The sequence below is a fragment of the Pseudomonas sp. 21615526 genome (assembly GCF_013386245.1).
Classification (GTDB): Bacteria; Pseudomonadota; Gammaproteobacteria; order Pseudomonadales; family Pseudomonadaceae; genus Aquipseudomonas.
Genome location: NZ_JACAOM010000043.1, coordinates 58,032 through 83,388, shown reverse-complemented (window position 1 = coordinate 83,388; position 25,357 = coordinate 58,032). Strand labels below are relative to the sequence as shown.

The following is a 25,357-nucleotide window of genomic DNA, read 5'->3' as shown; positions in this document are numbered from 1 at the left end:
TTTCGACCGAGAAGATCGAAACGTTAATAGGGCCAAACAACACTGCCTTACTAACTCCTTCTGGGCTTCGATGATCTGAAGCAGCTCGCTGTCGAAACCTACATAACTCTTTGTTTACCAAGGAGTTTTCCGTTTCGACTGCGCCGGAAGTGGGGCGAATTATAGACTTCCAGAATCTGCCGTCAACACCTTTTTTCACAATACTGTCATATCGGTCAAAAATGCCCTGAAAAGCAAAGGCCGGCCCCAAGGGGCCGGCCTTCTACTTACCGAACCTACAAGCTAGGAAAGGCAAACTGCGACGCCTCATGACTGGCCCGTTGCGGCCAGCGCTGGGTAATCGCCTTGCGACGCGTATAGAACCGCACCCCATCCGGCCCATAGGCATGCAAGTCGCCAAACAGCGAGCGCTTCCAGCCACCAAAGCTGTGATAAGCCACCGGCACCGGCAACGGCACGTTGACGCCAACCATACCCACTTCAATTTCGTCACAGAACAACCGCGCCGCCTCACCGTCACGGGTGAAGATACAGGTGCCGTTGCCGTACTCGTGATCGTTGATCAACTGCATGGCCGCTTCCAGGCTGTTCACCCGAACCACACACAGCACCGGCCCGAAGATCTCTTCTTTATAGATGCGCATCTGCGGGGTCACGCGGTCGAACAAACTGCCCCCCAGGAAGAAGCCATCTTCATTACCGGCAATACTCAGGCCACGACCATCGACGACCAACTCAGCACCCGAAGAAACGCCGTCCTCTATATAGCCACTGACTTTATCGCGCGCCTGGCCAGTGACCAGCGGCCCCATGTCCAATCCACACGTGGTGCCCGCACCAATCTTCAGCGCCTTGATCTGCGGCACCAGCTTGGCGACCAATGCGTCAGCCACCTGGTCGCCGACACACACGGCAACAGAGATCGCCATGCAACGCTCACCGCAAGAACCATACGCCGCGCCCATCAAGGCACTGACAGCGTTATCAAGATCCGCATCCGGCATCAGCACCGCATGGTTCTTCGCCCCGCCCAACGCCTGTACACGCTTGCCGCGCTTGGTGGCTTCGGAATAGATGTACTCGGCGATCGGCGTCGAGCCGACAAAGCTCAACGCCTTGACTTCCGGCGCTTCGATCAGCGCATCCACCGCGCCTTTATCGCCATGCACCACACTCAGCACGCCTTTAGGCAAGCCAGCTTCCTGCAACAACTGTGCAATCAGCAGCGTCGAGCTTGGATCACGCTCCGACGGCTTGAGGATGAAGCAGTTACCGCAGACGATCGCCAGCGGATACATCCACAACGGCACCATCGCCGGGAAGTTGAACGGCGTAATACCGGCCACCACACCCAACGGCTGGAAGTCAGACCAGGCATCGATATTCGGGCCAACGTTACGGCTGTACTCGCCCTTGAGGATTTCCGGCGCCGAGCACGCGTACTCCACGTTCTCGATCCCGCGCTTGAGCTCACCGGCCGCATCTTCCAGGGTCTTGCCATGCTCTTCGCTGATCAGCTGGGAGATACGCGCTTCGTTCTGCTCAAGCAATTGCTTGAAACGAAACATCACCTGGGCACGCTTGGCCGGTGGCGTGTTACGCCAGGCCGGGAAAGCTGCCTTGGCCGAATCGATGGCGCTTTGAATGGTTTCACGGCTGGCCAACGGCACCTGGTGAATCACCTGGCCAGTCGACGGGTTGTACACGTCGGCAGTGCGACCGTTTTCGGTGACCAATTGGCCGTTGATCAAATGCTGGATGAGGCTCATGCAGGGCTCCTGAAAAGTTGTTCTATATAGAAGGAGGAATCAGTCGATCTTGTTCAGCACTTCGCCGACCGCATCGAACAAGCGATCCAGGTCCTGCGGCTTGCTGTTGAAGGTTGGGCCGAACTGCAGGGTGTCGCCGCCAAAGCGCACGTAGAAGCCGGCTTTCCACAAGGCTATGCCCGCTTCGAACGGACGCACGATGGCATCACCATCACGCGGGGCAATCTGGATCGCACCGGCCAGGCCATAGTTACGAATGTCGATCACGTTCTTGCTGCCCTTCAGGCCGTGCAGCGCATTCTCGAAATGCGGTGCGACTTCGGCCACGCTCTGCACCAGGTTTTCCTTCTGCAGCAGGTCGAGTGCCGCCAAGCCAGCCGCGCAGGCAACCGGGTGGGCCGAGTAGGTGTAGCCGTGCGGGAACTCCACCGCGTACTCTGGCGTCGCCTGATTCATGAACGTCTGATAAATCTCGGTGCTGGCAATCACCGCGCCCATCGGGATCGCGCCGTTGGTGACTTGCTTGGCAATGCACATCAGGTCCGGGGTCACGCCGAAGCTGTCAGCACCAAACATCGAACCGGTACGACCGAAGCCGGTGATCACTTCGTCGAACACCAACAGGATGTTGTGCTGATCGCAGATCTCACGCAGACGCTTCAGGTAACCCTGCGGCGGAACCAGCACGCCGGCAGAGCCCGCCATCGGTTCAACAAACACCGCAGCGATGTTCGACGCATCGTGCAACTCGATCAGCTTGAGCAGCTCGTCCGCCAAGGCAATCCCGCCCAGCTCCGGCATGCCACGGGAGAACGCATTGCTCGCCAGCAGGGTGTGAGGCAGATGGTCAACATCCATCAGCCCCTGACCAAAAATCTTACGGTTACCGTTCACGCCGCCCAGGCTGGTACCTGCGATGTTCACGCCGTGATAACCACGGGCACGGCCGATCATCTTGGTCTTGGTCGCCTGGCCTTTCAGGCGCCAGTACGCACGCACCATCTTCACCGCGGTATCGGCACACTCGGAGCCGGAGTCGGTGAAGAACACATGGTTCAGGTTACCCGGGGTCAGGTCGGTAATCTTTTCTGCCAGCTGGAACGACAACGGATGACCGTATTGGAAGCCCGGCGAGTAGTCCAACGTACCCAACTGCTTGGAGACCGCTTCCTGGATTTCCTTGCGAGTGTGCCCGGCGCCGCAGGTCCACAGACCCGACAGCGAGTCATACACCTTGCGCCCCTTGTCATCGGTCAACCAGCTGCCTTCGGCCGCCACGATCAGGCGCGGGTCACGATGGAAGTTACGGTTGGCGGTGTACGGCATCCAGTGCGCGTCCAGCTTCAGTTGGCTGGCCAGGGTGGACGGAGCGTTTTCGGGCATGTTCATGAGCAAAACCTCGCAAGGCAAAAGGCAGCGTCGGGATTGAAAAGCGTTGTTGCAGCTAAATTGCCACGGGGATAAAGTCGGTGAAATCCAACTCTTCTAACCTTCAGTCAGGCCTTTACTAAACTATGAGCAGCCGTCGACCCGACCCTCTGGCCCAAGTCAGCGACTTCGATATCCGACTGTTGCGCATCTTTCGCAGCGTGGTGGAGTGCGGTGGCTTCTCGGCGGCGGAAACCGTACTGGGGATTGGCCGCTCGGCCATCAGCCAGCAAATGAGTGATCTTGAACAGCGCCTTGGCCTGCGCCTGTGCCAACGCGGGCGGGCGGGTTTTTCCCTGACCGAAGAAGGACGCGAGGTGTACCAGTCGGCGTTGCAGCTGCTCAGCGCCCTGGAAAGTTTTCGCACCGAGGTCAACGGCCTGCACCAACACTTGCGCGGCGAACTGATCATCGGCCTGACCGACAACCTGGTCACCCTGCCCCACATGCGCATCACCCACGCCCTGGCACAGTTGAAGGAACGCGGCCCGGATGTACAGATCCAGATCCGCATGATCGCCCCCAATGAAGTCGAACAAGGGGTGCTCGACGGCCGCCTGCATGTCGGCGTAGTCCCCCAGGCCAGCGCCTTGTCGGGACTTGAATACCAGCCGCTGTACAGCGAACGCTCGCTGCTCTATTGCGCAGTGGGCCACCCGCTGTTTTACGCCGACGACAAGCAACTGGACGACGACCGCGTCAATAGCCAGGACGCCATCGCCCCAACCTTCCGCCTGCCCGCGGATATCCAGGCGCACTACCAGGCACTCAATTGCACCGCCAGTGCCTCGGACCGCGAGGGCATGGCCTTCCTGATCCTGACCGGCCGCTACATCGGCTACCTGCCCGACCACTACGCCAGCCTGTGGGTACAACAAGGCCGACTGCGCGCGCTGAAACCGGCAACACGTTTTTACGATTTGAGCCTCGCTTCGGTCACGCGCAAGGGCCGTCGCCCTCATTTGGTGCTGGAAAGTTTTCTCGAAAGTCTGGCCGCAACGCGCTAACACGGGCCTTACAGAAAAACCTGAGCAACTGGACAGCTTTTTGCAAGACAAGGGGATCTCGAACCGTCAGCCATGAGTTCCCCGCCATGCCGCCAGAATCCAACACCCCCAGCGACCTGATCTACGGCCTCAACGATCGGCCCAAACCTTTGCCTGCATTGCTTGCCGCGTTGCAGCATGTGTTGGCTGCCTTCGTCGGCATCATCACCCCGCCGCTGATCATCGGCTCTACCCTGGGCCTGACCGCCCACCTGCCCTACCTGATCAGCATGGCATTGATGGTTTCCGGTGTGGGCACCTTCATCCAGGCGCGCAGGCCGTTTGGCATTGGCGCCGGGATGATCTGCCTGCAAGGCACCAGCTTCGCGTTTCTCGGCGCCGTATTGTCGGCCGGGTTTCTGGTCAAGCAACGCGGCGGCAGCCCGGAAGACATCCTGGCGATGATTTTCGGTATCTGCTTCTTCGGCGCCGCAGTGCAGGTCGTGTTGAGCCGTTTCATCGGTCAGCTCAAAAGGGTAATCACGCCGCTGGTGACCGGCATCGTCATCACACTGATCGGCATCAGCCTGATCAAGGTCGGCATCACTGACCTTGGAGGCGGCTTCAATGCCCCGGACTTCGGCGCGCCAACCAACCTGGCACTCGGCCTGTTCGTGGTACTGACCATCATCCTGCTGAACCGCTCGAACACGCCATGGGTACGGCTCTCCGCCATTATCATCGGCCTCGCACTGGGCAGCCTCGCCGCCTGGTTCAGCGGCAAATTGGTGCCCCAAGCCTTGCCTGACTTGCCATTGATCAGCCTGCCTACACCGTTCCACTTCGGTTTCAATTTCGATTGGAGCGCTTTCCTGCCGGTAGCACTGATTTATCTGATCAGCACCATCGAAACCGTCGGCGACCTCACTGCCAATTGCATGATCGCCCGCCAGCCCATCAGCGGCCCTTCCTATATAAGCCGACTCAAGGGTGGCGTACTGGGAGATGGCATCAGTTGCATGATCGCCGCCACCTTCAGTGCCTTTCCCAACACCACATTCGCCCAGAACAACGGCGTGATCCAGCTGACCGGCGTGGCCAGCCGTTACGTCGGCTTGTACATCGGCGCGGTACTGTTTTGCCTCGGGCTGTTTCCGTTGATTGGTGCGGTGCTGCAGCAAATCCCCAAGCCGGTGCTGGGCGGCGCAACCCTGGTGATGTTCGGCAGCGTAGCGGCGGCCGGCGTGCGCATTCTCGCCCAGGCCCCGCTGGATCGGCGCAGCATGCTGATCATCGCCACCTCGTTCGGCGTCGGCCTGGGGATCGCGGCGCAACCGAACCTGCTGCACCTGATGCCAACCCTGGTGCAGAACCTGTTCGACTCGGCCATCACCAGCGGCGGCCTGACCGCCATCGTATTGTGCCTGCTGCTACCTGAAGCCAAGGCTCCCGTGGATGCCGCAAACCGGACCCTGGAAAGCGACACTCTGGAGCCGCTTTAAGGGTTTTATCGTATCGGGACTTGTCTGGGGCTTGAGGGTGGGTTATCTGTGCACACGTCGCCTTCATCGATCTGCACGGAAACCTCCATGAGCCTCGAAGTTCCTGCCCACAGCAACCACGCCGGAAAACCTGCAAGCCGCATTCGCCAAAAGAACGAACAAGCGATTTTGCAGGCCGCCGAAGACGAGTTCGCCCGTCATGGCTACAAAGGCACCAGCATGAACACCATCGCGGCGAGCGCCGGGTTGCCGAAAGCCAACTTGCACTACTACTTCACCAACAAGCTGGGCCTGTACATCGCGGTGCTCAGCAACATCCTCGAATTGTGGGACAGCACCTTCAACACCCTGACCGCCGAGGATGACCCGGCGGCCGCCCTGACCCGCTATATCCGCACCAAGATGGAATTCTCCCGGCGCCAGCCACAAGCCTCGCGGATCTTCGCGATGGAGATCATCAGCGGCGGTGAGTGCCTGACCGAATATTTCAGCCAGGACTACCGCGCCTGGTTCAGCGGCCGTGCGGCGGTATTCCAGGCCTGGATCGACGCCGGCAAGATGGACCCTATCGACCCGGTGCACCTGATCTTCCTGCTGTGGGGCAGCACCCAGCATTACGCCGACTTTGCCACCCAGATCTGCCGCGTGACCGGGCGCACCAAGCTGACCAAGCAGGACATGGAAGACGCCGGCACCAACCTTATCCACATCATTCTCAAAGGCTGTGGCATCAAGCCGGCCCTCTAAACGAAGTTACCCATGCCTTTCACGCTTACCGGCCTTTGCGAGTTTCGCGAAGAAATTCGCAAAAGCCGCTTCATTACCCTCGCCGCCCCGATCAGCAGCCCCCAGGACGCCCAGGCCTTCATCGACCAGCACAGCGACCTGAACGCCACGCACAACTGCTGGGCCTGGAAACTCGGCGATCAATACCGCAGCAACGACGACGGCGAACCCGGCGGGACGGCCGGGCGCCCGATCCTGGCCGCGATCGAAGCGCAGGATTGCGACCAGGTCGTGGTGCTGGTGATCCGCTGGTACGGCGGCATCCAACTGGGCACCGGCGGCCTGGCCCGCGCCTATGGCGGCGGCGCGAACAAATGCCTGCAAGCCGCCGAACGCGTCGAGCTGATCAAACGGGTGCCGCTGAGTTGCTCCTGTGGTTTTGCCGAGCTGCAGTTGGTGAAGCTGCGAGTGGCCGAACTGGGTGGGCTGGTGATGGAAGAAACCTTCACCGCCAATGGCGTCGACCTGCAGTTGGCCCTGGGCGAGGCACATATCGACACCCTGCAAGCGCAGCTCGCCGACCTGAGTCGCGGGCGCATTCTGCTGGAGCGCTGAAACTGCCCACATCTACTGTGCACCTGCCTGTGGATAACCTGAGCACACTCGCCTGTAACCCTTCTGTCACAAGGGTTTCAGGCGGTTGTACAGTTTTTGTTCAAGGCACTGCACGAAAGTATTAATCCAGCTCAAAAACAGTCAGTTAGGCGGGTTATGTCCTTTAGAACAAAGGGCCACATCGCTTATATCCACCGGTCACGCTTGCGCACAATTACTGTGGAGCAACCTGTGGATAACCCGTGCAAGAGTGCCCCCCCAGCAGAGCCTGCAACGTTCCGGCACAACTGAGCATTTTTTGATCAATTTGTTACTCGGCGCACCGGTATCAACTGAGCCACCGCCCACAGCACTTCAAAGACCACGACAATCACCAATACAGTACTGGCACCATGGGCCAGCGCGTAGATCTGCCAGGTGGCAAACAGCACTCGGCCGGCGGCGTCGTAGCGGCCAAAGATCGCTTGTGGGTCGCGGATTCGCAGCACCGACCACACGCAGACAATCGAGCCCATCAGGTTCGCCATCAACATATGCACAGGCGCGAACGGCGGCAGCTCGCCGGGCAGGTTCAACGCCACCAGGGCGTTATGCAGCAGGACAAACGTCCAGGGTGTGACCAGTGCGGCGGTGACGATCAGGTCGTACCAACCGCTGGCCCGAACCAGTCGACGGTATTGGTGTGCGGTCCACATAGCCGTAAGCTCCTTAAATTCAAGAAGCCAGCAGGCTAAAGCCTGGAGTATGCTCCAGGGTCAAGCCCCCTTGAGCCCTCTACATGCGTATCGGCGAATTAGCCCAGGCCAGCCAGGTCAGTCGCGACACCCTGCGTTTCTACGAGCAACGCGGGCTGATTGCCGCGCAACGCAGTGCCAACGGTTACCGTGACTACCCCGCCGACATGGTGCAACTGGTGCTGTACATCAAGACCGCCCAGCGCCTGGGCTTCAGCCTGGGTGAAATCGGCAACAGCGTCGGCGCATTATGGCAAGCTCCAGACCCCGACAGCGCCGTGACCCAGCTCCTGCAAGACAAGCTCAACCTGATCGAAACCCGCATCGCCGAACTCGACCAACTGCGCCAGGAGTTGCAGCAAAGGCTCGGCCAGCGTTGTCCACTGAACCCGTGAACCTCCACCGTCAAAGGAAGCCATTCATGTCCACTTCAAAAACCGCACTGATTATCGGCGCCTCCCGGGGCCTGGGCCTTGGCCTGGCCAAGCAACTGCTGGCGGACGGCTGGGAGGTGACCGCCACCGTGCGCGACCCGCAAAAGGCCGATGCCTTGAAGGCCTTGGGCGAGGTGCAAATCGAAAAGCTCGACATGGATGACCAGCAGGCGGTAATCGCCCTCAGCCAGCGCCTCAAGGAAAAAACCTTCGACCTGCTGTTCGTCAACGCCGGTGTCAAAGGCCCAGCCAACCAGGAACCGGGCCACGCCACCCTGGCTGAAGTCGGCCAACTGTTTTTCACCAACGCCGTGGCGCCGATCAACCTGGCCCAGCGTTTTGTCGGGCAGATCCGCCCAGGCACCGGCGTGCTGGCCTTCATGAGTTCGATCCTGGGCAGTGTGACCATTCCCGACGGCTCGGACCTGGCGCTGTACAAGGCCAGCAAGGCCGCCCTCAACTCCATGACCAACAGCTTCGTCACCCAATTGGGCGATCAGAAACTGACCGTGCTGTCGTTGCATCCGGGCTGGGTGAAGACCGACATGGGTGGCGAAAACGCCCACATCGACGTGCCCACCAGCGTGCGCGGCCTGGTTGACCAGGTAAATGCCTACACCGGCAAGGGCGGCCATCACTTTGTGGACTACAAGGGCGACACCATCGCCTGGTAAAAAAACCGGGATCGTTATCGGCCGATTGCCGTCGATAACGATCCACACGTAAACTGCGCACCTCGCCCTCCCCGGCGACCCTGGATCAGCAGACAGGGCAACACTGAGCTGGCAAACCTGAACCCATCATTCAGAGGAGCCGGCCAATGCCTGCGACCCGTATCTGGTTAAAAAACCCCCTCGCGATTTTCACTGCCAATGGCCTCGACGCCCGTGGCGGCCTGGTGCTGCAAGACGGTGTGATCACCGAAGTGCTGGGCTGGGGCCAAGAACCCTCCGTGCCCTGTGGGCAAGTCTTTGATGCCCGCGAGCATGTGGTGCTTCCGGGGCTGATCAACACCCACCATCACTTCTATCAAACCCTGACCCGCGCCTGGGCGCCGGTGGTCAACCAGCCGCTGTTTCCCTGGCTGAAAACCCTGTATCCGGTCTGGGCCCGACTCACCCCGGAAAAACTCGCGCTGGCGAGCAAAGTGGCCCTGGCCGAACTGCTGCTCTCGGGCTGCACCACGGCGGCAGACCACCACTACCTGTTCCCGGACGGCCTGGAACAGGCGATCGACGTGCAGGTCGACAGCGTGCGCGATCTGGGCATGCGCGCCATGCTCACCCGCGGCTCCATGAGCCTGGGCGAGGCCGACGGCGGGCTGCCACCGCAACAAACCGTGCAGCAAGGCGAAGTGATTCTGGAAGACAGCCGCCGCCTGATCCGCCAGTACCACGAGCGCGGTGACGGCGCACAAATCCAGATCGCCCTGGCGCCCTGCTCGCCGTTTTCCGTCACCCCGGAAATCATGGAAGCCAGCGCCGAGCTGGCCAACAACCTCGACGTGCGCCTGCATACCCACCTGGCGGAAACCCTCGACGAAGAAGACTTCTGCCTGCAGCGTTTCGGCCTGCGCACCGTGGATTACCTCGACAGCGTCGGCTGGCTAGGCCCGCGCACGTGGCTGGCCCACGGGATTCACTTCAACCCTGAAGAAATCGCACGCCTCGGAGCTGCCGGTACCGGCATCTGCCATTGCCCGAGCTCGAACATGCGCCTGGCTTCCGGGATATGCCCAACGCTGGACCTGCTGGCCGCCGGCGCACCGATTGGCCTGGGGGTGGACGGTTCGGCGTCCAATGATGCGTCGAACATGATCCTCGAAACGCGCCAGGCCCTGTACATCCAGCGCCTGCGTTACGGGGCAGAGAAGATCACCCCGGAACGGGTGTTGGGTTGGGCGACAAAAGGTTCGGCGCAGTTACTTGGTCGCAGCGACATCGGCGAACTGGCCGTAGGCAAACAGGCCGACCTGGCGTTGTTCAAGCTCGATGAACTGCGCTTCTCCGGCAGCCATGACCCGATCTCGGCGCTGCTGCTGTGTGGCGCCGACCGAGCGGACCGGGTGATGGTCGGCGGCAAATGGCGGGTGATCGACGGGCAGGTCGAAGGATTGGACCTGAAAGGCTTGATTGCCGATCACAGCCAGGCGGCACGGGAACTGATCAACCGGACTTAACTGAAGAAACACTTTTCAAATGTGGGAGCGGGCTTGCTCGCGAATGCGTTGGGTCAGTCAACATATCTGGCGACTGACACTCCGTATTCGCGAGCAAGCCCGCTCCCACACAAGCCCGGTTTCCACAATTATTTCTGCGGTGTTTTCAGGATTGGTTACAGTCCAAGCAGCGACAGCATGATAAACGTCGCAAACAACACAAAATGGGTCATCCCTTCGATGGCATTGGTTTCGCCATCGTTGAGGTTGATCGCACTGACAATCAGCGTGATAAACACCATCACGGTCTGCACCGGCGTCATCGCCATCTGAAACGGCTGGCCGGTGTACAAGGCCATGGCTTCCATCACCGGTACGGTCAAAATCACCGTCGACAGAGAAGCCCCCAGCGCGATGTTCACCACCGACTGCATGCGGTTGGCCAGCGCTGCGCGCAACGCGGTCAAAATCTCCGGGGCGGCGGAAATCGCAGCCACGATGATCGCCGTGATTACCGGTGGAGCGCCCGTGCCTTCCAGGCCCAGGTCGAGGGTCTTGGACATCACCTCGGCCAACGCACCAATCACGATCACGCCAAACACCAACGTCCCGATGGAAAACGCCAGGTTGATCGGCGGCGACTCTTCTTCCGGCTGTTTCTTGCGGCGTTTTTCCGGGTAGCTGTAGCTGAAGAAATAACTGTGGGGCCCCACCTGCATCCGCAGGAACAACGTGTAGAGCACTACCATCGCGCCGATGGTGAAGGCCGAGTAAATTTTCCAGTCGGCCTCGGGGATAAATTCCGGCACCACCATCGACACACCCATGGCGGTAAGGATCATCACGCTGTAGGTGCGCGCCGAATCGTCGTTGTAGGACTGTTCACCATGCTTGATGCCGCCCATCAGCGCGGCCAGGCCGAGGATGCCGTTGATGTCGAGCATCACCGCCGAATAAATGGTGTCGCGCACCAGGGTCGGCGAGGGCTCGTTGCTCATCATGATCGCCAGGATCACTACTTCCACCAGCACGGCGGCGAGGGTCAGGATCATGGTGCCGTAGGGGTCGCCGACCTTTTCCGCCAGTTGCTCGGCGTGATGGGCCACGCGCATCGAGGCCACGACGATAAAGCCGATCAGCGCTATGCCAGCCAACAGCGCCACCATCTGCCCGCTGTGCAGCATCCAGTGCTCCAGCGGGTAGGCAGCGATGGCGGCAATCAGCGCCAGCAGCATGAATTTTTCTTGCTTGATAGATGTGAGCATTGCAGGCCTTTTGAACGCGGCGAATCCGTCATTGATGGGGTACAGACTGCACCGCGCCGCTAACGTTTCGTTACACCTTAGTTCATGCACTGCTTGCACGGTGCCTGTGGATGCTCACCGCTTGGTCAGGTTTTGCCGATTATTTCGGCGTGCGCCTGTAGAATGCCGCCATTGCACCTGATGAGAATTTATAAATGTACGATTGGCTCAACGCCCTGCCCAAGGCTGAATTGCACCTGCACCTGGAAGGCTCGCTGGAGCCTGAGCTGCTGTTCGCCCTGGCCGAACGCAACAAGATCGCGCTGCCGTGGAACGACGTCGAAACCCTGCGCAAGGCCTACGCCTTCAACAACCTGCAAGAGTTTCTCGACCTCTACTACAAGGGCGCCGATGTACTGCGCACCTCCCAGGATTTCTACGACCTGACCTGGGCCTACCTGCTGCGCTGCAAGGCGCAGAACGTGATCCACACCGAACCGTTCTTCGACCCGCAGACCCACACCGACCGCGGCGTACCGTTCGAAGTGGTGCTCAACGGCATTGCCGCCGCCTTGAAAGACGGCGAGCAACAACTGGGCATCACCAGCGGTTTGATCTTGAGCTTCCTGCGCCACTTGAGCGAAGAAGAGGCCGAAAAAACCCTCGACCAGGCACTGCCCTTCCGTGATGCGTTTGTTGCCGTGGGCCTGGACAGCTCGGAAATGGGCCACCCACCGAGCAAGTTCCAGCGCGTGTTTGATCGTGCCCGTCACGAAGGTTTCCTGACCGTCGCCCACGCCGGTGAAGAAGGCCCGCCGGAGTACATCTGGGAAGCCATCGACCTGCTGAAGATCCAGCGTATCGACCATGGCGTACGCGCCATTGAAGACGAGCGCCTGATGCAGCGGATCATCGACGAACAGATCCCGCTGACGGTGTGCCCGTTGTCCAACACCAAGCTCTGCGTGTTCGACGACATGTCCCAGCACAACATCCTCGACATGCTTGAGCGTGGGGTGAAAGTGACGGTGAACTCGGACGATCCGGCGTACTTCGGCGGTTATGTCACCGAGAACTTCCATGCGCTGTACACCTCGCTGGGCATGACCCAGGACCAGGCCAAACGCCTGGCGCAAAACAGCCTGGATGCACGGTTGGTCAAGCCTTAATCACCGACCGGTCTGGCGAGCCGGGCAATTTCCAGTTGCCCGGCTTCACTGACCTGCAACGCCTGGGACTCATTGATCACGCTGACCCAGTTCGACTGCAGGCACAACTGCAACAACGCGGCCCCCAACGCACCGCCCAGGTGTGGCTGCTGTTCGCTCCAATCAAAACAATCGCACACGATCGGCTGAGCCAGTGCCTGGGTAAAAATCCCCAGCGCTGCGAGTTTACGCGCACCTGACGGCGTCACGTCCGTACGCTGTTCCGCGCGCTCGATCCACCCGGCCGCCATCATCCGTTGATACAAACCCGCTGCCAGCTCGCCCCCCAGGTGACCATGGCACAGCCGCGCTCGCCGTAAAGCCGCAGGCGCAGTCAATGACCGCGAATGAATGGGCGTGCTGCGGGCGACGCTGGCCATCGTGGTGCAGGCCAATGCATCCACGGCGGCCGCCACATCGGCGGCGGCCACCCGGAAAAAGCGTTTGCCGCTGCGGGCTTCGACACGCAACAGGCCACCGGCCGTCAATCGCGTCAGATGCGCATTCGCCGAGGCCGATGACAGCCCGGCAAGTGTCGCCAACTCATCGGAGGGTTTGGCCGAGCCGTCCATCAATGCCCACACCATCGCGGTGCGTTTCGGGTCGGCCAGCAAGGTGGCGATCTGACTGATGCAAGGTGCCTGTTCCATGTGCTCATTCACTCCCTGTTGAATCATTTGTCTGCTGCGTCGGGCGGAAAAGTATAAGCGTGAAAACGCCGGGTTCCGTGCCGTCTTACAGCGCAACCAAGGACAGAAGCTGAAGGAAATTTCCCGATATCCCCGGGGTTATGGTGTAGAGGCTGATCGCTCCGGCAATTGCGCAGTCAATGTCGCACAACGGGCAACGAGCATTTCCCGCAGAAGATTGATCGGCTTGCTCAGTTGCGCGCGATGGGCACACAACAGATTGAGCGGCGTACGTTCGCCCCGCAGCTCCGGCAGGATCAGCCGCAGGCGCCCCGCCAGCACATCCGAGCTGACATCCAGCCAGGACTTGTAGGCGATACCTACCCCCGCCACCGCCCAGCGTCGCACCACATCGGCATCATCACTGAAGCGGTCACCGGTCACCGTCAGGCCGACATCACGCTTGCCATCGTTAAACCCCCAATGGTCATGCACCCGGCTGCCGAGCATGTACAGCAGGCAATTGTGCTGGGTCAGTTGCTCCAGGTGGCGCGGCTCGCCGTGCCGCGCCAGATAGCTGGGAGCAGCGCAGAGCACGCGGCAGTTGTCCGGGGCGATGGGCAACGCGATCAGGCTGGAGTCTTCGGGTTCGCCGTAGCGCAGGGCGATATCCACCGGCTGGCGGAACAGGTCGGCAATCCGGTCGCCCAACAACAGGCGTACGCTCAGGTCGGGGTATTCGCGCTGGAACTCATCCAGCCAGGGCAGCAGCTGGTTGCGGCCAAAGTCCGACGGCGCCGAGAGTTGAAGCACCCCGCTGACCTGATCCTGGCCGCTGGCCAACAACCGCCGGCCTTCATCCAGGCTGCTCAAGGCGGCCCGGGCGTACTCCAGGAAGCCTTCGCCCTCGGCCGTGAGGCGCAGGCTGCGGGTGGAACGCGCCAACAACCGTGCGCCCAACTGCTGCTCGATGCGCTTCAACGCCGCGCTGGCCACCGCCGCCGACATGTCCATCACCCGTGCTGCCGCCGAAAGGCTGCCCAGGTCTGCCGCACGCACAAACAACTGCAAGTCATCAAAACGCAGCACGCCGACCGCCCATTATCAAAAAAGCATTGAAAGAGACTGCTCTTTTAGCGGGTTTTATCTTCCAGAGAAATAGCCAATCATCTGTCCATCCCGTTCATCACGTGTCTGGAGTCGAATATGTCTGCTGCCTTTAACGTCATCGCCACGCTGATCGCCAAACCCGGCCAACAGGCCACCCTGGAAACCCTGCTGCGCGAGCTGCTGGAACCGACCCGCATCGAAGCCGGCTGCCAGCAGTACGACCTGCACCAAGACCTGCAACACCCCGAGACCTTCTACATGCTCGAACGCTGGAGTGACGACGCCGCGCTGGCCGACCACGACCAGAGCGCGCATATCCAGAATTTCCGCACCAAGGCTGCCGACGTGCTTGAGCATTTCGAACTCAAGCGCCTGAAGTTTATTGCCTGATCAACCGCCCCCTTTTTTGGAAACCATCATGAAAGCCATCGCCTACTACGCCGCACTGCCGATCAACGATCCAAAATCCCTGCAAGACATCGAACTGCCCGAACCGGTCGCCGGCCCCCGCGACCTGCTGGTGGAAGTCAAAGCCATCTCGGTGAACCCGGTGGACACCAAGGTGCGCCAGAACGTCGCCCCGGAAAACGGCGCGGCCAAAGTGCTGGGCTGGGACGTGGCCGGTGTGGTCAAGGCCGTGGGCAGCGAAGTCAGCCTGTTCAAGGTCGGCGACAAGGTGTTCTACGCCGGCTCCCTGGTACGCCCCGGCGGCAACAGCGAACTGCACACTGTCGATGAGCGCATCGTCGGCCATATGCCGAAAACCCTGGGTTTTGCCGACGCTGCTGCACTGCCGCTGACCGCCATCACCGCCTGGGAATTGCTCTTCGAACGCCTGCAAGTGCGTGAAGGCAAGGCCGATGAAGGCCAGAGCCTGCTGATTGTCGGTGCTTCGGGTGGTGTGGGATCGATCCTGACCCAACTGGCGAAACAGCTCACCGGCCTGAAAGTCATCGGCACCGCCTCCCGTCCTGAAACCCAGGCATGGGCCAAGGACCTGGGCGCCGACCTGGTGATCGACCACAGCAAACCGTTGAGCGAAGAGCTGAAAAACGCCGGCCATCCGCAGGTGAACTACGTCGCCAGCCTGACCCAGACCGACCAGCACCTGGACCAACTGGTGGAAGCGCTGATTCCCCAGGGCAAACTGGCGCTGATCGACGATCCAAAGGCATTGGACGTAAGCAAGCTCAAGCGCAAGAGCCTGTCGCTGCATTGGGAGTTCATGTACACCCGCTCGATGTTCGAGACCAGCGACATGATCGAGCAGCACAACCTGCTCAATCGCGTCGCCGAACTGATCGACGCCGGTACTCTGAAAACCACCGTGGGCGAGCACTTTGGCGTGATCAACGCGGCTAACCTGCGCCGCGCCCACGAACTGCTGGAAAGCGGCAAGGCCAAGGGCAAGATCGTGCTGGAAGGGTTCTAACGAAAGGTTCTGTCAGTGTCGTCTGTTATTCATGTGAGTAATGGACGACACCGCTAGTCAGAGACTTGATCCTTGTCATATTTGTGAGCGTATTCGGGTTTATATTGGCCGCCTTTGCCACGCAATTTACGTGAGGAAGTCAGCAATGAAGATCCTGATAAAAGCGCTAGCAAGATCCGAAGGCAACAAATGGCAGGTCCGTCTCGACCAGAACGCCTTTACCTTCCGCAGTGAGGCCGAGGCCCGCGCGTTTGCCGACACCCTGCAAACCCGTATCCAGGCGCCTCACCGATTCCCCGAAAGCCAGCAGCGTTCTGCTGGCTGATCCTGATCAGTCCGCCGCTTGCAGTGCCCGTTGGCGCTGCAGGCGCCGGGTCAGCATCGCGAACGTTACGGCCAATACGCCACACAAGCTGATGACCATTGCCATCGGCATCGCCGTGCCGTCGTGCAGCACGCCGACCAACGACGCTGCGCCTGCGGCCACACCAAACTGAATGCAGCCGAGCAACGCCGACGCGCTGCCCGCCCGAGCGCCCTGCCCGCTCATGGCGCAGGCCGAGGTATTGGGCAAAATGCAGCCCAGGCTGGCGATGCAGATAAACAGCGGTACCAGCAGTGGCCACAAAGCGTCCGTGCGCAGCGCAGTAATTGCCAGCAACGACAGACCCGCCGCCAAGTAAACCCACACCGTGCGCGACAGCAAAAATGCCGGGCCACGCGACGCGAGCAAACGCGCATTGACCTGTGCCACCAGGATAAAGCCCGCGGCATTCGAGCCGAATACCCAGCCATAGTGTTCGGCGGGCACGCCATAGAGCTTGATAAAGACGAAGGGCGAGCCCGCGATGTAGGCAAACATACCGGCAATCGAGATGCCGCCGGTCAAGGCATAGCCCAGGTACACCCGGTCCGACAGCAACCGGCCGTACTGGCGCAGTGCGCCTGACAGCGGCTGGCGCGGTTGATGGGCCGGGAAGCTTTCCGGCAGCCCGACTGCTACCGCAATGGCCGCCATCACACTGAACGCCGTCAGCGCCAGGAAGATCGACTGCCAGCCCCACACGCCAACCATCACCCCGCCCGCCAGCGGCGCGAGGATCGGCGCCAGCCCGGTGACCAGCATCAGTTGGGAAAACACCTTGGCCGAGCCCACCGCGTCGCATTTATCGCTGACCACCGCCCGCGAGATCACCATGCCCGCGCAGCCGCCCAGGGCCTGGACGAAACGCGCGCCGATCAGCCATTCCAGGGACGGCGCGTACGCACAGGCGAAGGACGCCAGGGTAAACAGGGTGACGCCGCTGAGCAGCGGCCCGCGCCGGCCAAAACGGTCTGCCAGCGGTCCATAGATCAACTGGCCGATCGCCAGGCCCGTGAAGTACACGGCCAAGGTCAGCTGAATATGTTTTTCGTCGGTGCCGAATGCCACGGCCATGGCCGGGAACCCCGGCAGGTAGAAGTCGATGGCCAGCGGCGCGAACGCGCTCAAGGCCCCCAAGATCAGGATTATACGAAGGTTCATCAGGCACCCAGGTGAGTCGGCAGCCCAACAGTCTAGCCGGGCTCGGGTGCCTTGAACATTAAGTTAGCTCGCTAACTATTCAAAAAGTCAGGCGAGCTTGGCGCTGTAGCCTTCTTCACTGATCAGGTTGATCACCTCTGCCGGCGACAGCAGGCTGCTTTCCACGCCGACTTCCTTTGTCGCGAGGTCGACGCGCACGCTGGCCGCCGGGTCCTTATCCTGCACCGCCTGGGTTACCGAGCGGACGCAGTGGCCGCAGGTCATTCCTTCAACGCTGAATACTTGCATGACATGACTCCTTTAATGAGGTTGCCCGCAGTGTTGACCTTGCCATGATGGCAAGGTCAAGTTCTGAAAACATCGGCCGGGCTGGCATTCATTCGCGCCCTCGGCCAAGCTGCACTTATCCACGATGTGAACCTCGGAGAATTCGCCATGCGCTGGTCATTTTTTGGCCTTGTCAGCCTGATGGGCTTGTTTGCTGCTGTGCCACCGGCCAGCGCAGATGAAGATTATGCGGTGCTGATCATTTCCCGGGAGCGCCTGGAAGTGCCGACCAACTGCGAGATTGGCTTGTACATCCAGGACCAGTTGGCCGGGCGGCTGTTCCAGGAGCAGGCCACCTCCTTCAACTTGCCGGCCGGGAATGTGTCGTTGCGCCTGAAGTTGTTGCCGGGGCAATCCCAGGGTTGCTTGCCGGGCATGCTCGCACCACCGGCGCAAAACATTACGTTGAAGGCGGGTGACGTGCGCAAGTTGCGTATCGCGCAAGGGCCGGACGGCATGTACCTGAAACCGGCCGCACTGGAATACTGAAACATTGATCTAACGCCTTGACCTTCCCCACAGGTCAAGGTTGATCCTAGGGGCAATCTCTCCTGGAGTACTGCCCATGAACGGATCCACCACCTTCGACCTGCCGATCAGCGGCATGACCTGCGCCAGCTGCGCCGGGCGGGTTGAACGGGCACTGGGCAAAGTGCCCGGGGTGCAAAGTGTCAGCGTCAACCTGGCCAACGAACGCGCCCACATTGAAGTGCTCGGCCAGATGGACCCCGGCGTCCTGATCGCCGCCGTCGACAAGGCCGGCTACACCGCCACCCTGCCCCAAAGCGAAACCGCCACCCAGGCCAGCCAGGAACAACGCCTGAGCCATGAACGCTGGTCGCTGCTGCTGGCAATTCTGCTCGCCGCGCCGTTGGTGCTGCCGATGCTGGTGCAACCGTTCGGGCTGCACTGGATGCTCCCGGCCTGGGTACAATTTGCCCTGGCCACCCCGGTGCAATTCATCTTCGGTGCGCGCTTCTATATCGCGGCCTGGAAAGCCGTGCGCGCCGGAGCGGGCAATATGGACCTGCTGGTCGCCATCGGCACCAGCGCCGGTTACGGCCTGAGTATCTATGAATGGCTCACGGCGTCCGCCGGCACAATGCCCCACCTGTATTTCGAAGCCTCGGCGGTGGTGATCGCCCTGGTGCTGCTGGGCAAATATTTGGAAAGCCGCGCCAAGCGCCAGACCGCCAGTGCCATCCGCGCTCTGGAAGCCTTGCGTCCGGAACGGGCGATTCAGGTGATCGACGGCCGCGAGCAGGACGTCGCCATCACCGCCCTCAAGCTGAATGACCTGGTGCTGGTCAAACCCGGCGAACGCTTCCCGGTGGACGGCGAAGTGGTCGAAGGCCAAAGCCACGCCGACGAAGCCTTGATCAGCGGTGAAAGCCTGCCGGTGCCGAAGCAGCCTGGCGACGCAGTCACCGGCGGCGCCATCAACGGCGAAGGCCGGCTGCTGGTGCGTACCCTGGCCCTCGGCGCGGAAAGCGTGCTGGCGCGGATCATCCGCCTGGTGGAAGACGCCCAGGCCGCCAAGGCACCGATCCAGAAACTGGTGGATAAAGTCAGCCAGGTGTTCGTGCCGGTGGTGCTGGTGCTGGCCTTGGCCACGCTGGTCGGCTGGTGGCTGTATGGCGCACCGCTGGAGGTCGCGCTGATCAATGCGGTGACCGTATTGGTGATCGCCTGCCCTTGCGCCCTTGGCCTGGCCACACCTACCGCCATCATGGCCGGTGCCGGCGTTGCCGCCCGCCACGGCATCCTGATCAAGGACGCCGAAGCCCTGGAGCGCGCCCATGAAGTCAGCGCCGTGGTGTTCGACAAGACCGGCACCCTGACCTCCGGCGCACCAAAGATTGCGCACCTGGCCGCCATTGACGGCAATCAAGGGGCGCTGCTGCAACAGGCCGGCGCGCTGCAGCGCGGCAGTGAACACCCATTGGCCAAGGCGGTGCTGGATGCCTGTGCCGAACAAGGTTTGAACGTCGCGGATGTCAGCGCCAGCCAATCCCTTACCGGGCGTGGCATTGCAGGCACCCTAGATGGCCGGCAACTGGCGCTGGGCAACCGTCGCCTGCTGGAAGAAACCGGCTTGAGCACCGGTGATCTCGCCGATTCGGCCAGTGCGTGGGAGGCCGAAGGCCGCACCTTGTCCTGGCTGATCGAGCAAGGCCCGCAGCCCCGCGTGCTGGGTTTGTTTGCCTTCGGTGACACGCTTAAACCGGGCGCCCTGCAAGCGATACAAGCACTCAAGGCTCGGCATATCAGCAGCCACCTGCTGACCGGCGATAACCGTGGCAGCGCCCGCGTGGTGGCCGAAGCCCTGGGCATCGATGACGTGCACGCCGAGGTGTTGCCTGCGGACAAGGCGGCTACCGTCGCCGAGCTGAAAAAGACCGGCGTGGTGGCAATGGTCGGCGACGGCATCAACGACGCACCGGCCCTGGCCGCGGCCGACATCGGCATCGCCATGGGCGGCGGTACCGACGTGGCGATGCACGCGGCAGGTATTACCCTGATGCGCGGCGACCCACGGCTGGTGCCGGCAGCCCTGGAAATCAGCCGCAAGACCTATGCGAAAATTCGACAGAATCTGTTCTGGGCCTTTGTGTATAACTTGATCGGCATTCCGCTGGCGGCGTTCGGCCTGCTCAACCCGGTGATGGCTGGCGCGGCCATGGCCCTGTCCAGTGTCAGCGTGGTGAGCAACGCACTGCTGTTGAAAACCTGGAAACCCAAGGACCTGGAGGACGAGCGTCCATGAACATCGGCCAAGCAGCACGCCAAAGCGGCCTGAGCGCGAAGATGATTCGTTACTACGAGTCCATCGGCTTGTTGAAAGCCGCCCATCGCACCGACAGCGGCTACCGCATTTATGGCGCCGATGACTTGCACACCCTGGCGTTTATCAAGCGCTCGCGGGACCTGGGGTTTTCCCTGGAAGAGGTCGGCAAATTGCTGACGCTGTGGCAGGACCGGGGACGCGCGAGTGCCGACGTCAAGGCGCTGGCCCGCCAGCATATCGATGAGCTGAACCAGAAGATCCTCGAGCTGGGGCAATTGCGCGATACGTTGCAGGACCTGGTGGAACACTGCCAGGGCGATCATCGGCCGGATTGCCCGATTCTCAAGGAGTTGGCGTCGGGCAGTTGTTGCACCTGAGCAAGTTTAACCAGGCATGCACGGAACCTAATGTGGGAGCGGGCTTGTTCGCGAATGCGGAGTGTCAGTCAATACATCAGTTGACTGAACCAGCGCTTTCGCGAGCAAGCCCGCTCCCACATTTGGATATCCACTCGCCGTTGGATCACTGCATCCAGGGCGGCGGTGGCGGCTCTTCCGACGCTTTGCTCGGTGGCGCATCGTCTGCCGCACGAGTTGCTGACCCTCTGGCAGGACCGGGGCCGTGCGAGTGCCGACCTGAAGGCGCTGGCCCGCAAGCATATCGATGAGCTGAACCAGAAGATCCGCGAGTTGGGGCAATTGCGCGATACGTTGCAGGACCTGGTGGAACACTGCCAGGGCGACCATCGGCCGGATTGCCCGATTCTCAAGGAGTTGGCGTCGGGCAGTTGTTGCACCTGAGCAAGTTTAACCAGGCATGCACGGAACCTAATGTGGGAGCGGGCTTGCTCGCGAATGCGGAGTGTCAGTCAATACATCAGTTGACTGAACCAGCGCTTTCGCGAGCAAGCCCGCTCCCACATTTGGATATCCACTCGCCGTTGGATCACTGCATCCAGGGCGGCGGTGGCGGTTCTTCCGACGCCTTGCTCGGTGGCGCATCGTCTGCCGCGCGAATCGCCTGGCGACGCTCTTCATCGAGCCGCGCCGCTTCGATCTCGCGGATAACACCGCCCACGTCAGCCAGCTCTTCCGGTTCGTCGAACTCGCCGGTCAACACACTGGCCGGGTGCAGCGTGCCGGCTTCATACAGCGCCCACATCTCCTTGGCGTACTTGGTCTTCTTCAATTCCGGGGCAAAGCGCCCGAAGTAGGAAGCCATGTTGCCCACATCCCGTTCCAGCATGCTGAACGCGTGGTTGTTGCCCGCGGCATCCACCGCCTGAGGCAGGTCGATGATCACCGGGCCCGTCGGCGTCAGCAGCACGTTGAACTCGGAAAGGTCACCGTGCACCAGGCCGGTACACAACATCAGCACGATCTGGGTAATCAGGAAGGCGTGGTATTCACGGGCCTGGTCCGGCTCCAGCGTCACGTCGTTCAAACGTGGCGCCGCGTCGCCGTATTCATCGGCCACCAGCTCCATCAGCAGCACGCCTTCGAGGAAGTCGTACGGCTTGGGCACGCGAACACCCGCACCGGCCAGGCGAAACAGCGCCGCTACCTCAGCGTTCTGCCAGGCATCTTCGGTTTCTTTCTTGCCGAACTTGGAGCCCTTGGCCATGGCCCGGGCCTGACGGCTGTTGCGGACCTTGCGGCCTTCCTGGTATTCGGACGCCTGACGAAAACTTCGTTTATTCGCCTCCTTGTAGACCTTGGCGCAACGTAACTCGTTGCCGCAGCGCACCACGTAAACAGCTGCTTCTTTACCACTCATGAGTGGGCGCAGCACCTCGTCGACCAGACCGTCCTCGATCAGGGGTTCAATGCGTTTAGGAGTCTTCATCAGCTTTTATTGTGGGTCCTTTATTACCAAACACGCGTATGGCACTCGTTATACGGCAATCCTCTCGCCGCGGGGAGAGGGTACCGACCTTTGACCGCTTAAGAATGCATCCAATATGCCAAATTGACCGGCGGCCCGATCATAGCCGAGATCAGCGCTCAATAATCGCGGTGACGCCCTGGCCCCCGGCGGCGCAGATCGAGATCAGGCCCCGGCCCTTGCCGGCTGCGTCCAGCAGCTTGGCCAGGTTGGCGACGATCCGCCCGCCCGTGGCAGCAAACGGATGGCCGGCGGCCAATGAGCTGCCCTTGACGTTCAAGCGGCTGCGGTCGATAGAGCCCAGCGGTGCATCCAGCCCCAGGCGGGTCTTGCAGTATTCCGGATCTTCCCAGGCTTTCAGCGTGCACAACACTTGGGCAGCAAAGGCTTCGTGAATCTCGTAGTAATCGAAGTCCTGCAGGGTCAGGCCATTCCTAGCCAGCAGGCGCGGCACGGCGTACACCGGCGCCATCAGCAGGCCTTCGGCGCCGTTGACGAAATCCACCGCCGCCGCTTCGCCATCGCGCAGGTAGGCGAGAATCGGCAAGCCGCGCTCCTTGGCCCAGGCTTCACTGCCCAGCAGCACCAACGAGGCGCCATCGGTCAGCGGCGTCGAGTTACCGGCGGTGAGGGTGCCCTTTTCACTGCGCTCGAAGGCGGGCTTGAGGCTGGCGAGTTTTTCCAGGGTCAGGTCGGGGCGCAGGTTGTTGTCGCGGGTCAGGCCAAGAAAGGGCGTGAGCAAATCGTTTTGCCAGCCTTCGGCGTAGGACGCGGCCATTTTCTGGTGGCTTTCCAGCGCCAACTGATCCTGCTCGGCGCGGGGGATCTGCCAGGTCTGCGCCATCAACTCGCAATGTTGGCCCATGGACAACCCGGTGCGCGGCTCGCCGTTGCGCGGCAGCTCCGGCTTGAGGTGATGGGGACGAAGTTGTAACAAGACTTTAAGTTTATCCGCCATGGATTTGCTGCGATTGGCTTGCAGCAGGATTTTGCGCAGGCCCTCATTCACCCCGATAGGCGCGTCGGACGTGGTGTCGACGCCGCCGGCAATCCCGCTTTCGATCTGCCCCAGCGCAATCTTGTTCGCCACCAGCAACGCGGCTTCCAGCCCCGTGCCACAGGCCTGCTGAATATCGTAGGCCGGGGTTTGCGGCGACAGGCGCGAGCCCAGCACGCACTCGCGGGTCAGGTTGAAGTCGCGGGAATGCTTGAGCACCGCCCCGGCGGCCACCTCGCCAATACGCAGGCCGTGCAGGTTGTAGCGTTCGATCAGGCCTTCGAGGGCGGCGGTCAACATCGCCTGGTTGCTCGCCGTGGCGTAAGGGCCGTTGGAGCGGGCGAAGGGGATGCGGTTACCGCCAATGATCGCTACACGGCGCAATTGAGTCATGGAAAGCTCCCTTGAGGTTATGGGGTGAATCTCTGAGCCTAGCCTAGGCTCAATCGAACGACTTTCACCTATTGATGGTCCACCGTTTGAACCCCAGCACTCGGAGAGCGTTCCATGTCTGACCGTTATATCGACTTCGCCAACTCCAGCCTCGGCCATCGCCTGGTCGCCGCCATTGGCCTGCCGTCACCGGTACGCCTGGAACGCTGGCAGGCCGGACGCCTGCGTCCGGTGGAGGGTGCGCTGCTGATCGGCGGCGGCCCGCTGGCGACAAAAATCCTGCCGTTCGCCAACAAGCTGACCGACGCTATCTATAGCTACGGCACCGAACCGTCGACGGCAACCACCTGGATTCCCGGCCACGGGCCCAAGCTCAAGGCCGTGGTATTCGACGCCAGCCAACTGCAGCACACCGATCAACTCAAACAGCTGCGGGAGTTCTTTCAGCCGCTGATGAAAAATCTCGATCACAGCGCGCACCTGGTGATCCTTGGCCGTGCCCCGGAAAGCCTCGGCGACCCATTTGCCGCCAGTGCCCAACGGGCCCTTGAAGGCTTCAGCCGGTCGCTGGCCAAAGAGCTACGCAGCGGCGGCGTCCTGCAATTGCTGTACGTGGGCGACGGGGCCGAGGATCAATTGGAGGGTGCGTTGCGGTTCTTCCTCTCGCCGAAAAGTGCCTATATCTCCGGCCAGGTCATTCGCCTGAACCCTTGCGCGACCCAGGTCGCGGACTGGACGCGCCCACTCGCCGGGCACAAGGCCCTGGTGACCGGCGCCGCCCGCGGCATCGGTGCCTCGATCGCCGAAACCCTGGCCCGCGACGGTGCCGAGGTGATCCTGCTGGACGTGCCACAAGCCAAGGCCGACCTCGATGCCCTGGCCGCGCGCCTGGGCGCCCGCAGCATCGCCCTGGATATCTGCGCCGAAGACGCCGCCACCCAACTGATCGAACACCTGCCGGACGGCATCGACATCGTGGTGCACAACGCCGGCATCACCCGCGATAAAACCCTGGCCAACATGACGCCGGAATATTGGGACGCAGTCTTGGCGGTCAATCTCAACGCGCCGCAACTGCTGACCAAGGCGCTGCTGGACAGCGGCACCCTGCACGACAACGGTCGCGTGGTGCTGCTGGCATCCATCAGCGGCATCGCCGGCAACCGCGGGCAAACCAACTACGCCGCGAGCAAGGCCGGGCTGATTGGCCTGGCCCAGGCCTGGGCGCCGTTGCTCGGTGAGCGCGGGATCAGCATCAATGCCGTGGCCCCAGGCTTTATCGAAACCCAGATGACCGCACACATTCCCTTCGCCCTGCGTGAGGCCGGGCGCCGCATGAGTTCGCTGGGCCAGGGCGGCTTGCCCCAGGACGTCGCCGAGGCGGTGGCCTGGCTCGGCCAGCCGGGCTCGGGCGCGGTCAGCGGGCAGGCACTTCGGGTGTGCGGACAAAGTCTATTGGGAGCGTAAG

25 protein-coding genes and 1 pseudogene are annotated in these 25,357 nt (G+C 61.5%); 16 read left to right on the top strand and 10 right to left on the bottom strand.

What is annotated here, in order from left to right; genetic code table 11:
• Nucleotides 1–275: 275 nt before the first annotated feature.
• Nucleotides 276–1,769 carry a CoA-acylating methylmalonate-semialdehyde dehydrogenase gene (locus HX786_RS14750; RefSeq protein ID WP_003211182.1) on the bottom strand — a complete coding sequence of 498 codons (1,494 nt, stop codon included), beginning with the start codon at nucleotides 1,767–1,769 and terminating at the stop codon, nucleotides 276–278.
• Nucleotides 1,770–1,808: 39 nt separating this feature from the next.
• Nucleotides 1,809–3,158: an aspartate aminotransferase family protein gene (locus HX786_RS14745; protein WP_177080352.1), complete on the bottom strand. Its 1,350-nt coding sequence runs from the start codon at nucleotides 3,156–3,158 to the stop codon at nucleotides 1,809–1,811.
• Nucleotides 3,159–3,283: 125 nt separating this feature from the next.
• On the opposite strand from HX786_RS14745, the gene HX786_RS14740 reads away from it, so the two are divergent.
• The 4 genes from HX786_RS14740 (at nucleotide 3,284) to HX786_RS14725 (ending at nucleotide 7,026) form a co-directional block, all read left to right on the top strand.
• Nucleotides 3,284–4,204, top strand: coding sequence for a LysR family transcriptional regulator (locus HX786_RS14740; RefSeq protein WP_087693467.1), 921 nt, complete (start codon nucleotides 3,284–3,286; stop codon nucleotides 4,202–4,204).
• 86 nt (nucleotides 4,205–4,290) lie between these two features.
• Entirely contained in the window at nucleotides 4,291–5,685 is a 1,395-nt protein-coding gene (locus tag HX786_RS14735) for a uracil-xanthine permease family protein (protein WP_003211176.1), read from the top strand.
• 87 nt (nucleotides 5,686–5,772) lie between these two features.
• Nucleotides 5,773–6,432 (top strand): TetR/AcrR family transcriptional regulator, encoded by a 660-nt coding sequence (locus tag HX786_RS14730; protein ID WP_003211175.1) that lies wholly within the window; start codon nucleotides 5,773–5,775, stop codon nucleotides 6,430–6,432.
• A gap of 12 nt (nucleotides 6,433–6,444) precedes the next feature.
• Nucleotides 6,445–7,026 (top strand): YigZ family protein, encoded by a 582-nt coding sequence (locus tag HX786_RS14725; RefSeq protein WP_102368022.1) that lies wholly within the window; start codon nucleotides 6,445–6,447, stop codon nucleotides 7,024–7,026.
• Nucleotides 7,027–7,328: 302 nt separating this feature from the next.
• On the opposite strand, the gene HX786_RS14720 is transcribed toward HX786_RS14725, so the two are convergent.
• Nucleotides 7,329–7,721, bottom strand: a complete 393-nt coding sequence (locus HX786_RS14720) for a hypothetical protein (RefSeq protein WP_178912268.1) — start codon at nucleotides 7,719–7,721, stop codon at nucleotides 7,329–7,331.
• An 83-nt stretch (nucleotides 7,722–7,804) separates the two neighbouring features.
• Between HX786_RS14720 and HX786_RS14715 the strand changes: the two genes are divergently transcribed.
• The 3 genes from HX786_RS14715 to HX786_RS14705 all read left to right on the top strand — a co-directional run bounded on the left by HX786_RS14715 (nucleotide 7,805) and on the right by HX786_RS14705 (nucleotide 10,373).
• Nucleotides 7,805–8,155: a MerR family transcriptional regulator gene (locus HX786_RS14715; RefSeq protein WP_003211171.1), complete on the top strand. Its 351-nt coding sequence runs from the start codon at nucleotides 7,805–7,807 to the stop codon at nucleotides 8,153–8,155.
• Nucleotides 8,156–8,181: 26 nt separating this feature from the next.
• Nucleotides 8,182–8,868, top strand: a complete 687-nt coding sequence (locus tag HX786_RS14710) for an SDR family oxidoreductase (RefSeq protein ID WP_003211169.1) — start codon at nucleotides 8,182–8,184, stop codon at nucleotides 8,866–8,868.
• A 146-nt stretch (nucleotides 8,869–9,014) separates the two neighbouring features.
• A complete protein-coding gene (locus HX786_RS14705; RefSeq protein WP_178912267.1) occupies nucleotides 9,015–10,373 on the top strand; it encodes an 8-oxoguanine deaminase in 1,359 nt (452 codons plus the stop codon).
• Between the two features lie 155 nt (nucleotides 10,374–10,528).
• Here HX786_RS14705 and HX786_RS14700 read toward each other — a convergent pair whose 3' ends face one another.
• Nucleotides 10,529–11,617 (bottom strand): calcium:proton antiporter, encoded by a 1,089-nt coding sequence (locus tag HX786_RS14700; protein ID WP_003211166.1) that lies wholly within the window; start codon nucleotides 11,615–11,617, stop codon nucleotides 10,529–10,531.
• Nucleotides 11,618–11,811: 194 nt separating this feature from the next.
• On the opposite strand from HX786_RS14700, the gene HX786_RS14695 reads away from it, so the two are divergent.
• Nucleotides 11,812–12,765 carry an adenosine deaminase gene (locus tag HX786_RS14695; RefSeq protein WP_008430770.1) on the top strand — a complete coding sequence of 318 codons (954 nt, stop codon included), beginning with the start codon at nucleotides 11,812–11,814 and terminating at the stop codon, nucleotides 12,763–12,765.
• On the opposite strand, the gene HX786_RS14690 is transcribed toward HX786_RS14695, so the two are convergent.
• Nucleotides 12,762–13,454, bottom strand: a complete 693-nt coding sequence (locus HX786_RS14690) for a helix-turn-helix transcriptional regulator (protein ID WP_008430768.1) — start codon at nucleotides 13,452–13,454, stop codon at nucleotides 12,762–12,764. The genes HX786_RS14695 and HX786_RS14690 overlap by 4 nt on opposite strands.
• 138 nt (nucleotides 13,455–13,592) lie before the next feature.
• Nucleotides 13,593–14,522: a LysR family transcriptional regulator gene (locus tag HX786_RS14685; RefSeq protein ID WP_087693475.1), complete on the bottom strand. Its 930-nt coding sequence runs from the start codon at nucleotides 14,520–14,522 to the stop codon at nucleotides 13,593–13,595.
• 117 nt (nucleotides 14,523–14,639) lie between these two features.
• Here HX786_RS14685 and HX786_RS14680 point away from each other — a divergent pair, with 117 nt between their 5' ends.
• The 3 genes from HX786_RS14680 (at nucleotide 14,640) to HX786_RS14670 (ending at nucleotide 16,300) form a co-directional block, all read left to right on the top strand.
• On the top strand, nucleotides 14,640–14,933 hold the full coding sequence (locus HX786_RS14680; RefSeq protein WP_003211158.1) for a putative quinol monooxygenase: 294 nt from the start codon (nucleotides 14,640–14,642) through the stop codon (nucleotides 14,931–14,933).
• A 28-nt stretch (nucleotides 14,934–14,961) separates the two neighbouring features.
• Entirely contained in the window at nucleotides 14,962–15,975 is a 1,014-nt protein-coding gene (locus tag HX786_RS14675; RefSeq protein WP_003211156.1) for a zinc-binding alcohol dehydrogenase family protein, read from the top strand.
• A gap of 145 nt (nucleotides 15,976–16,120) precedes the next feature.
• A complete protein-coding gene (locus HX786_RS14670; RefSeq protein ID WP_003211153.1) occupies nucleotides 16,121–16,300 on the top strand; it encodes a hypothetical protein in 180 nt (59 codons plus the stop codon).
• Nucleotides 16,301–16,306: 6 nt separating this feature from the next.
• Here the strand turns inward: HX786_RS14670 and HX786_RS14665 are convergent, their stop codons facing one another.
• A complete protein-coding gene (locus HX786_RS14665; RefSeq protein WP_003211152.1) occupies nucleotides 16,307–17,500 on the bottom strand; it encodes a multidrug effflux MFS transporter in 1,194 nt (397 codons plus the stop codon).
• Between the two features lie 87 nt (nucleotides 17,501–17,587).
• Nucleotides 17,588–17,788, bottom strand: coding sequence for a heavy-metal-associated domain-containing protein (locus tag HX786_RS14660; RefSeq protein WP_003211150.1), 201 nt, complete (start codon nucleotides 17,786–17,788; stop codon nucleotides 17,588–17,590).
• Between the two features lie 147 nt (nucleotides 17,789–17,935).
• Between HX786_RS14660 and HX786_RS14655 the strand changes: the two genes are divergently transcribed.
• The 4 genes and pseudogenes from HX786_RS14655 to HX786_RS14640 form a co-directional block, all read left to right on the top strand.
• Complete coding sequence (locus HX786_RS14655; RefSeq protein ID WP_003211148.1) at nucleotides 17,936–18,316, top strand: hypothetical protein; 381 nt, start codon at nucleotides 17,936–17,938, stop codon at nucleotides 18,314–18,316.
• Between the two features lie 76 nt (nucleotides 18,317–18,392).
• Entirely contained in the window at nucleotides 18,393–20,594 is a 2,202-nt protein-coding gene (locus tag HX786_RS14650; RefSeq protein ID WP_178912266.1) for a cation-translocating P-type ATPase, read from the top strand.
• A complete protein-coding gene (gene cueR / locus HX786_RS14645; protein WP_008430758.1) occupies nucleotides 20,591–20,992 on the top strand; it encodes a Cu(I)-responsive transcriptional regulator in 402 nt (133 codons plus the stop codon). Before HX786_RS14650 ends, cueR begins: the two co-directional genes overlap by 4 nt.
• Before the next feature lie 213 nt (nucleotides 20,993–21,205).
• A pseudogene (locus HX786_RS14640) lies at nucleotides 21,206–21,415 on the top strand (MerR family DNA-binding protein); the annotation flags it as partial.
• 145 nt (nucleotides 21,416–21,560) lie between these two features.
• Here HX786_RS14640 and HX786_RS14635 read toward each other — a convergent pair.
• Nucleotides 21,561–22,460, bottom strand: a complete 900-nt coding sequence (locus HX786_RS14635; protein WP_008438985.1) for a PA4780 family RIO1-like protein kinase — start codon at nucleotides 22,458–22,460, stop codon at nucleotides 21,561–21,563.
• A 151-nt stretch (nucleotides 22,461–22,611) separates the two neighbouring features.
• Complete coding sequence (locus HX786_RS14630) at nucleotides 22,612–23,889, bottom strand: acetyl-CoA C-acetyltransferase (RefSeq protein ID WP_087693751.1); 1,278 nt, start codon at nucleotides 23,887–23,889, stop codon at nucleotides 22,612–22,614.
• Between the two features lie 114 nt (nucleotides 23,890–24,003).
• On the opposite strand from HX786_RS14630, the gene HX786_RS14625 reads away from it, so the two are divergent.
• On the top strand, nucleotides 24,004–25,356 hold the full coding sequence (locus tag HX786_RS14625) for a 3-oxoacyl-ACP reductase (protein ID WP_178912265.1): 1,353 nt from the start codon (nucleotides 24,004–24,006) through the stop codon (nucleotides 25,354–25,356).
• Nucleotide 25,357 lies beyond the last annotated feature (1 nt).